This is a genomic window from Hydrobacter penzbergensis, from assembly GCF_900106985.1.
GTDB lineage: Bacteria > Bacteroidota > Bacteroidia > Chitinophagales > Chitinophagaceae > Sediminibacterium > Sediminibacterium magnilacihabitans.
Genome location: NZ_FNNO01000027.1, coordinates 1 through 9,607, shown reverse-complemented (window position 1 = coordinate 9,607; position 9,607 = coordinate 1). Strand labels below are relative to the sequence as shown.

Below are 9,607 nucleotides of genomic sequence, written 5' to 3'. Positions count from 1 at the left end.
AGTGATGCGAATGTAGTATATACACATCCGCCACAAAGTGTAGGCATCGCCAAGAATGGGTACCTTTATGTGTATTGTTCAAATGAGAGTAACATTGATGTGTTCTTTGATAACCTGCAAGTAGTGCATAATAGAGGACCTTTGCTCGAGGAAAGTCACTATTACCCCTTCGGACTCACCATGGCAGGGATCAGCTCCAAAGCAGCAGGTAAATCTGAAAACAAATATAAGTACAGTGGTAAAGAATTACAACATCAGGAGTTCAGTGATGGTAGCGGATTAGAGTTGTATGATTATGGAGCAAGGATGCAAGACCCTCAGATAGGGAGGTGGCATACTATAGACCCAATGGCGGATAAACGTAATTGGCTAACCCCATACAATTACGTTCAAAACAATCCCCTTCTACGTATAGACCCAGATGGTACGTTTGATTTTGTGCGGGATGATAAAACAGGAGAAATAAGTTGGGATAAAAATGCAAATTCACAGGCAACAACAAAGCAAGGGCAAACTTATTTAGGTAAAGATTTGACATTTACTTTTAATAGTTATATTGATGGAAAACTTTGGGATGGTCCAATGGGTAAATTTCCAGCTGGAGATAAATTGACTTCGACTATAAATATTAAAGCGTCTGAAGATGCGGAAGGGAATCTTACTTCTGTAGATGTCAACTCCTCTTATAAGGTTGGCTCAACTGGTGGAATTTTTAAAGGACGAGACTATGTGGCAGGATTAGGTGATAATCAAAACAGATCAATTGATTTGAAAGGAGTAAAGGATTTTTCCGCAACTTTTGAGCAACATGCAAGTGTAAATGCTTTTGAAGCTATGGGGCTTAAAATGATGGGGTATGACGCTGTTAATGTTGCACAACAGGCTACACTAACTCTTTCAGGAAATAAATTATCAGTTAGTGCTGCTACAGATGTTTTTCCCTCTGCAACTTTATCTGTAAATGGACAACAACTTTTCAAATACAATCAACCTTCATTTAAGACTACACACGGTATTTCATCAAGTTATGAGGATAATGGGATGGGGGGAACTTATACAAAAGATGTTTCAAATAGACCGCCTCCAGCGTTTTATATACGATATAAAAAATAAAAAAATGAAAAATCTCATTTTTAAGGTATTGGGTTATATACTTTTTCGGTTTCTTGTATTTTTTATTGTGATTCATTTAATTGATAAGAATGTTAAGTGGGTAGAACCATCCGATCTAAGAAATAAAGAAGATTGGTTTATGTTTTTATGGCTTTTCTTGGTGCCAATTCTAATTGAGATGATCCTATTGACACTCCCTTTTGCTTATGGCTTAAATAAGATAATAAATGCAGGTAATAAAAGAGTTATTATTTGGGGGTTATTTATATTGCTATTTCTTTGTGAGTTCGCTATTTATAAGTGGGTGATACCAATCGAGTATCTTGTATGGAAGGTTATTATTAGTATTTTTTTGTTCTTATTCTTATTTCGAAAAAGATTATTAAATCCAAAGATCGTTATATAGATGTGTTCTTTGATAATCTGCAAGTAGTGCATAATAGAGGGTCTTTATTAGAGGAAACACACTACTATCCGTTTCGGGCTCTCCATGAGCGGGATATTTAATGAATTTAATTGTGAGACCGAATAATGTATAAAGATATGATCAGAAAAAACATGTTTTTAAAGCTTTTGTTTTTTGTTAGTTTCTTATTTACGCAGACAAAAGCACAACAAAAAATTAGCTTGGAATCATTGATTCCACCTGCTCCCAATGCGGCGGAACTCGGTAAATATGGTACTTATCCGGTAGGGTTAGTAACAGGTATACCTGATATAAGTTTTCCTTTGTATCAAGTGAGTTCCGGGTCCTTAAAACTTCCCATTTCCATTTCGTATCACGGATCGGGTAATCGGGTTAATGATAAGGCAACAGACCTTGGACTCGGATGGAGTCTGATGGCGGGCGGTCAGATTTCAAGAACAGTTTTCAGTGCTGCAGATGAGGGTACCTATGGATGGTTTAATTACACCGCTCCATCCTATAATACTTTGTTGGGAACAGGCAATTATTATACGATGTCTACATACAATATTGTGGGCAATTCAGGTTATGACCTTGAGCCAGATCTTTTCGCCTATAATATTGGAGGAAAATCCGGTAAGTTTCACGCCGACGCTAATAAAAATTTTGTAACGGTTCCCTTCGATCCGATTAAAATTCAAAAATGCGCAGGATGTGCTGGTGGTAAGATTGGTTTTCAGATAACCGACGATAATGGAGTCATTTATAACTTTAATGCTTATGGAACGAGCCTTACAGAAGGGTCTACCAGTTACCCAGGCTTGATAGGCCCAAGGACCACGATCAGTACATGGTACCTGACTGCGATAATATCACCCGATTTTGCAGATACCATCAGTTTTGTTTATGATACACAATATACACACGATGTGATGGAGCAATTTACTCAACCAATTGGACAGGATCATATTTCCGGACCTCCCTCGAGCGACAATGTCATTACTGGATGTAACACCACAGGTTGTGTGAATGGGCATCAACAAATAGAAAGCGATATTACTTATACTGAACTTCTTGTCAAGCAGATTAATTTTAGAAACGGACGTGTTGTTTTTAATAGAAATACGCTTCGTACTGACACTGATCCATCTAATAAATCCCTTGACGAAATGATAGTTTATAATACCAATGGGCAAACTATAAAAAGGTTCAGCTTTAATCATAACTATTTCATAGCCTCCCCATTCTATAATGATTCGTATCATTACAGGCTTATGCTGGCAGGTTTTGTAGAATCAGATTCAAGTAAAGTCATCAACAAGCCCTATCAATTCGATTATAATACAACAGCACTGCCGCCTTACAATTCATTCAACGTGGATTATTGGGGGTATTACAACGGGGCAAATAATATCTCACTGATTCCATTCACGACTGCCCGTTACAGTGACTTTTACACTACAACTATCCGAAACGCCACTTACACAAATTCTCTTTTGAGCTCGAACAACACTTTTACTTTTGGGGATGCTAATAGAGAGCCCTCGACTACTTATATGAATGCAGGTGTACTGAATAAAATCACTTACCCAACAAAAGGATATACTACTTTTGATTTTGAACCTCATCAATACACATCTGACGGATATGTTCAACAGCAAAAATCTGCTGGCGGAATGACTTATGGTATCAATATCCGAACACAAAATACCAATTCGTATAATTTTCCTTATCCATCCGCATCAAACCCTGCCAATACTAATTCGTCGGTTTTTGCAAATCTTTCTATCAGCTTTTCCGCTTGTAATGTGCCCATTGGCGATCCAATTGATACACAGCGAGTGACATTAACAGATATTACAGGTAATGTAGTCCAATCGTGGACACACCAGGGCGACATTACCCAACCGTATAGTATCAACGCTACGATAACCTTATATGGAGGGCACAACTATGTACTTCAAAACACTGTGAATGGAGACAATACCGTTACAGTCAACAGCAACCTGAGCTGGGTAGAAAACACCAGCCAACAACAAGTTAAAATTGGCGGAGGACTGCGAATAAAAGCGATTAAAAGTTATGAAGCGGATGGTAGTCTAAAAAAAGAAGAGAACTATGTCTACGGGATTGGTGAATCAGGCCTGGGTACTAAGCTGTTTGACGAACAGACTTTTTATAAGAACTATGAAGATGTAGTATATGCACATTACTTTCCGGTAGGTGGGTGTGGGTCATCAACATCCTCTTGTATGTTAGTTGCCCAACCCTGGCAAAGGAACTTTATGGGGATCTCAAAATATAATTCTGTCAATTATATGGGCTCCCCGGTACTTTATCCGACTGTTACAAAATATGAAGGCAATAGCTCGGCTAATGCCGGTAAGACAATTTCTAATTTTAATATCACAATTGACCCGAATAATTTCCCTGCTGAATTTGTTAATAGCGGTAATTACGGGGTGATCAATAATGCCTGGCACCAGGGAGAACTTTTGGACGAAACGGCTTATCAAAATACAGGTAGCCAGTATTTACCAGTTTCAAAAACGTATTATCAATACGGAATATTCAATTACAGAACAGATACGGCTGTTCTTTTTAAACAATTCAAGCAGTTCATAAAAGATTGTGCTTGCTTTACTGCACCTGAAGGCCCTGCCCCAGGGGACCCAAGCCCAGGAAATGGTTTCTTCTCGGTGTATCAATACCTGATTAAAAGCGGTGCTTTCAAGAAAACAAAGGAAACAAAAGTTACCTACGATCAAAATAACCCTAATAGTGTTGTCTCTAAAACTATATCTACTGTTTATGGAAATGCGTTGAACCTGTATCCAACTAAAGTATTGGAAGATGCGAGTGATACAACTATTACCAGGATCACTTATTTCAAATACCCCCAAGATACTACCGATGCGGTTTCAGTAGCAATGACTGCAAAGAACGTCCTTATGCCAGTTTTACAGGTAAAGAATACCAAACTTGCAGCAGGGGTTGAAGCCCCTGTTTTCACCCAACAGACAACCTATAAGCAAATTGGCAGCTTGATAGTTAAAGATACGATCAAGACAGCTACAGGCAGCTTAGCCCTTGAACCTAGGTTAGTATTTAGGCGTTACGATACACTTGGCCATGTAATCATGCAGCAAAAGGTGGGAGACGCTAAACATAGTTATATCTGGGATTATCAGTCGGTTTATCCTATTGCAGAAGCCGTCAATGCTGATAGTGTAGATATTGCTTATACCAGTTTCGAAGCCGATGGAAGTGGCAACTGGAGCATTGGCTCTGCGCTCAGGAATGCAAACAGTGGAATAATGGGTAAGCAAAGCTATAACCTTGTCAATGGTTCATGCACCAAAGTGGGGCTATCAGCAACCAATGCCTACATTGTTTCATACTGGAGTAATACAGGTAACGCTTTTACAGTAAGCGGCAGCACGTCGGTAAAACAAGGAAAGACAGTCAATGGCTGGACCTACTTTGAGCACCAGGTAACGGGTGTAAGTACAGCTTCGGTATCTGGCAATGGAAACATTGATGAATTACGCCTTTACCCACTAACAGCCCAGATGACTACTTATACGTACTCTCCGTTAATTGGCATAACCAGTCAGTGTGACACAGGCAATAAGATTACCTACTATGAATATGATGGTTTTGGAAGACTAAAGGATATTAAAAATCAAGACGGTAATATCATTAAGGAATATAATTATTATTACCAGAGGCAATAGTATTCTCCAGAAAGCTAATAAAAACGATATAATGCATAAACTGTTACTTCCCTTAGCTGTTTGCTTCTGTCTTCCGAATATTTCGATTGCTCAGACAAATGTATTCCCTTCAAGTGGAAATGTTGGCATTGGAACAACTAGCCCTATTAGCCAATTGCATTTATCCTCTGATTCAAATCACTCTTTTAATTTAAGCAGGAGTAATGGAACTTATGGTTTTAGAATTTATAGGGATGCATTAGCTGGGAATATTTTATTTCAGATTGGAACAACTCCAACAACCTGGGAAACAAAAATTAAAATTGGAGAAGGAGGGGGCGCAAATACAAAATTATTACTGAATCCTAATGGCGGAAATGTTGGTATTGGAACGACTAGCCCTATTAGCCAATTGCATTTATCCTCTGATTCAAATCACTCTTTTAATTTAAGCAGGAGTAATGGAACTTATGGCTTTAGAATTTATAGGGACGCATTAGGTGGAAATATTTTATTTCAGATTGGAACGACTCCAACAACCTGGGAAACAAAAATTAAAATTGGAGAAGGAGAGGGTACAAACACAAAGTTATTGCTGAATCCTGATGGTGGCAACGTAGGCATAGGTACTTCCTTACCGTCAGAAAAATTATCTGTCAATGGCAATGTTCGCGCACAAAAAATAATCGTTACCCAAACCGGCTGGAGCGATTATGTTTTTGAGCCTGCTTATCAATTGAGATCGCTGACCGATGTTGAAAGATTTATTAAGAAAAACAGACGCTTACCTGAAATTCCTTCACAGAAAGAAGTGGAAGAAAAGGGAGTCAGTATTGGCGACAATCAGGCAATGTTGCTAAAAAAGATTGAGGAACTGACTTTATATGTCATTGAGCTGAAAAAGGAGAACGATGGATTAAAGCAAAGGGTTGAAAAAATAGAACGTACAAAATAAATTACCTAATGAAAAAATTACTACTCCTTCTTTTAATGATCTTCGGCTATCAAATGAGCCATGCACAAACAAATACCTTTCCATCCAACGGTAATGTTGGCATAAACAGAACACCGAATGCAGGTAAGCTAATTATAGGCACTGGTAATGTTACAACCTTAGGGGCAGTTGCAAGTAATGGGTTGGGTATTAATGCAAATGATGATAATAAGGTTGTTGGTAATATAGCGCAGATTGGTTTGGGATTGCAGAATAGCTATCAACCTGTTGCAATTGCTGCAACTATTACAGATGCTTCTGTATACAGTATGGCTGACTTACTGTTTGCCACACGTGCTACAAATACTGATGTAGCACCTGTAGAAAGAATGAGAATCACAGCTGGCGGCAATGTTGGTATTGGTAGAATCCCATATGCGGGCAAGTTACTCATAGGTGCCGGTAATGTTACAACCTTAGGCGCAGTTGCTAGCAATGGATTGGGTATAAGTGCAAATGATGATAATAAGGTTGTCGGTAATTTGGCTCAAATCGGATTAGGTCTCGCCAATGCATATCAACCTATTGCCATTGCTGCAACTATTACAGATGCTTCTGCATATAGTACGGCTGATTTAGTGTTTGCTACACGTGCTACAAATACAGATGTAGCGCCTACAGAAAGATTAAGAATTACGTGTAATGGTAATATAGGCATTGGAACCACCACTCCCGGTCCTTATAAACTGGCTGTTGAGGGAATTCTAGGTGCAAGAACGATAAAAGTAACCCAGGTCAATCCCTGGGCAGACTATGTATTTAACGAAGGATACTCTTTACGTCCGCTGTCTGCGGTGGAGCAGTTCATCAAAGCAAACAAGCATTTACCCGAAGTACCTTCTGCAAATGAAGTTGCAAAAGATGGCATTGACCTGGGTGACAATCAAACTTTGCTGTTAAAGAAGATAGAGGAGCTGACTTTGTATATGATTGACCTGAAGAAAGAAAATCAACAATTAAAAAAGCAGGTGGAAGCAAATTCGAAAGAGATAAGACAAGTTAAAACAAAAATTAATCAGAAATGAGCAAGTATATTTTTTTGACACTGTTTTTTGTATCGGTCAATTCATTTTCACAGACCAATTCTTTCCCTTCCAGTGGAAACGTGGGTATTGGCACAACCAGCCCTGCAAATACACTACATGTGACGGGTGGAATTTCTGCAGGGGATTCAAAGTTTTATAATTCTCACAGGTTCAAACCAATTTTTCGGTGATAGGGTAAGGGGAAATTAGCCTCTATCTTGGTAATGTCATTTGCCCTTTTATCTTATTGTTCTAACCTTAACCATTTCGGTGCAAATTAATTCTCTGGTTCAAAAGCACGAGAAAAACCGTTATCCGTATCTAACTTAAAATCGAAGCTGCCGCCCCCTTTTATCGTGTCTACTGCGCTATGGGGCGGCAGCTTTTTTATAATATAAAGGGCAGTTATTTGCTGCCCTTTAAAAAATCTGTATGGCCTGTTATCAGTTTATAACTCCTGCCAGTTCGCCCTGAAAAAAATCGACGCAAAGATTAAAGGCTTTTTGCGTTTTCATCTGCGCTGTACCACCGTATAATAGAGATTTCAGTTTCCCAGATCATTCATTTTCGGTTGCACAGGGTAAAATTGAAAATTATTATCCCGATCAATTTCTTTATCAAAGAGCTCTTTGCAAATGCCATAAATTTTCCTGAAATTCGTTCTGATGTTATGCATTGGATTTGGGCGTATGGTTACATCCTTAGACAATCGCATAACATCTTTTGCTTCAATACTTTACCACTTTATTTATCAACATTTCTTAATAGCACAACACATTAAAATCTAATAAATAAGGATTTATTTATCCGTAAAACACTTTTTTATTTGTAATAAGTTTTAATATTGTAGTAAGTTAGGTAATCGATATATCCCCCCAATCAATTACCAAAATTCCGTAGCCTGAAGTTTAATGTATTTACTACCTCTGTAATAGGGTGTAATGTTGTTGTGTTATTTAACTGCAACCTGTATTATTGTATGTGACTTAATAAAGCATCATGATGGAATAAGATGGTTAACTCTTATTTATGCTTATGAAACAAAGAATTTTACTACTCCTTATTATTGCCGGTTTATTGCATTCAATACATTCAGTTGCTCAAAATACGCCCTGGACAACCAGCGGTAATATTGGTATTGGTACTACCGCTCCTTTAGGCAGGTTTCACGTTGAGGGTGGAGCAATTTTTGGCACTCCGGGGGGCAATATTCGAATATTAAAAACAGCGGCAACATTATCCGGCGATGACCTTGGCATTTGGAACAGCACTAGTGGAGGTAGCCAGGTCTTCAATATTGCTGATTGGAATACTGGTACACAAGGGATCAGCATTAACACCACCAATGGTAATATAGGAATTGGCACTAAGAATCCTATATACAAGTTGCATATAGAATCGTCTACTTCTGTTGGGCTGGTTTTGCGAACAAATAGTTCAACAATAAGTAACCCCCAGGTCGATTATTATGATAATGCCAGAGGAGCAGAAACAGTTATCACCAGCACAGATGGCACTACTAATGGAACTTTTATTGGAAGTTACAGTAACCATCCGATGCTATTTGGTACCAACGCAAGCGGTGGTGGTAATATCACTAAAATGATCATCCAACCCAATGGCAACGTAGGAATAAGTACAACCAACCCATTAGGCAGGTTTCACGTTGAAGGAGGAGCCGTTTTTGGTACGCCAGCAGGCAATATAAGAGTATTGAAAACAGCTGGAACATTAGCCGGAGATGATCTTGGTATCTGGAATGCTGCTGGTGGAGGCGGTCAGGTTTTCAATATTGCAGATTGGAATACAGGCACAAAAGGAATCAGCATCAATACTACCAGCGGAAATGTAGGCATAGGAACAACAAATCCTACAGAAATGCTTTCTGTAAAAGGGAATGTTAAGACTCAAAAATTGATTGTTACTCAGAGTGGATGGAGTGATTATGTATTCGATCCTATATATCGGTTGAAACCGATAACGGAAGTAGCCAAATTTATACAGGAAAATAAACGCCTGCCTGAAGTTCCTTCAGCAAAAGAAATAAAAGAAAAAGGAATTGACGTGGGAGAGAATCAGGTTCTATTGCTGAAGAAAATAGAGGAGCTGACATTGTATATAATTGAACTAGATAGAAAAAATGAAAGACAACAAAAACAGATTGATCAACTATTGAAAGAAAAAGGCAATGTCAAATCACAGTCAATAAAATCTGAATAATCGAATGAAAACACTATACACGTCTTTATTCATAATTATTTTTATTTTATTGACTTACGATGGGATTGCTCAAACGAATACATTTCCGGCAAGTGGGAATGTAGGCATCGGTACAACGAATCCCGCAGTAAAA

General features: G+C 38.4%; 5 protein-coding genes and 1 pseudogene. 5 read left to right on the top strand and 1 reads right to left on the bottom strand.

Going from position 1 to position 9,607, the window contains the following annotated elements:
• The 4 genes from BLU98_RS17300 to BLU98_RS17280 all read left to right on the top strand — a co-directional run.
• The coding region (locus tag BLU98_RS17300) for an RHS repeat-associated core domain-containing protein (protein ID WP_139174017.1) at positions 1 to 1,113 on the top strand (1,113 nt) is incomplete at its 5' end.
• A 543-nt stretch (positions 1,114 to 1,656) separates the two neighbouring features.
• On the top strand, positions 1,657 to 5,256 hold the full coding sequence (locus tag BLU98_RS17290) for a hypothetical protein (RefSeq protein ID WP_139174015.1): 3,600 nt from the start codon (positions 1,657 to 1,659) through the stop codon (positions 5,254 to 5,256).
• Between the two features lie 31 nt (positions 5,257 to 5,287).
• Positions 5,288 to 6,190 carry a hypothetical protein gene (locus BLU98_RS17285; RefSeq protein ID WP_092727060.1) on the top strand — a complete coding sequence of 301 codons (903 nt, stop codon included), beginning with the start codon at positions 5,288 to 5,290 and terminating at the stop codon, positions 6,188 to 6,190.
• Positions 6,191 to 6,198: 8 nt separating this feature from the next.
• Positions 6,199 to 7,254 (top strand): hypothetical protein, encoded by a 1,056-nt coding sequence (locus BLU98_RS17280; RefSeq protein WP_092727059.1) that lies wholly within the window; start codon positions 6,199 to 6,201, stop codon positions 7,252 to 7,254.
• A gap of 553 nt (positions 7,255 to 7,807) precedes the next feature.
• Here BLU98_RS17280 and BLU98_RS18195 read toward each other — a convergent pair.
• Positions 7,808 to 7,930, bottom strand: a pseudogene (locus BLU98_RS18195) (IS982 family transposase); the annotation flags it as partial.
• A 359-nt stretch (positions 7,931 to 8,289) separates the two neighbouring features.
• Between BLU98_RS18195 and BLU98_RS17270 the strand changes: the two are divergent.
• Positions 8,290 to 9,474, top strand: coding sequence for an autotransporter outer membrane beta-barrel domain-containing protein (locus tag BLU98_RS17270; protein ID WP_092727057.1), 1,185 nt, complete (start codon positions 8,290 to 8,292; stop codon positions 9,472 to 9,474).
• Positions 9,475 to 9,607: the final 133 nt, after the last annotated feature.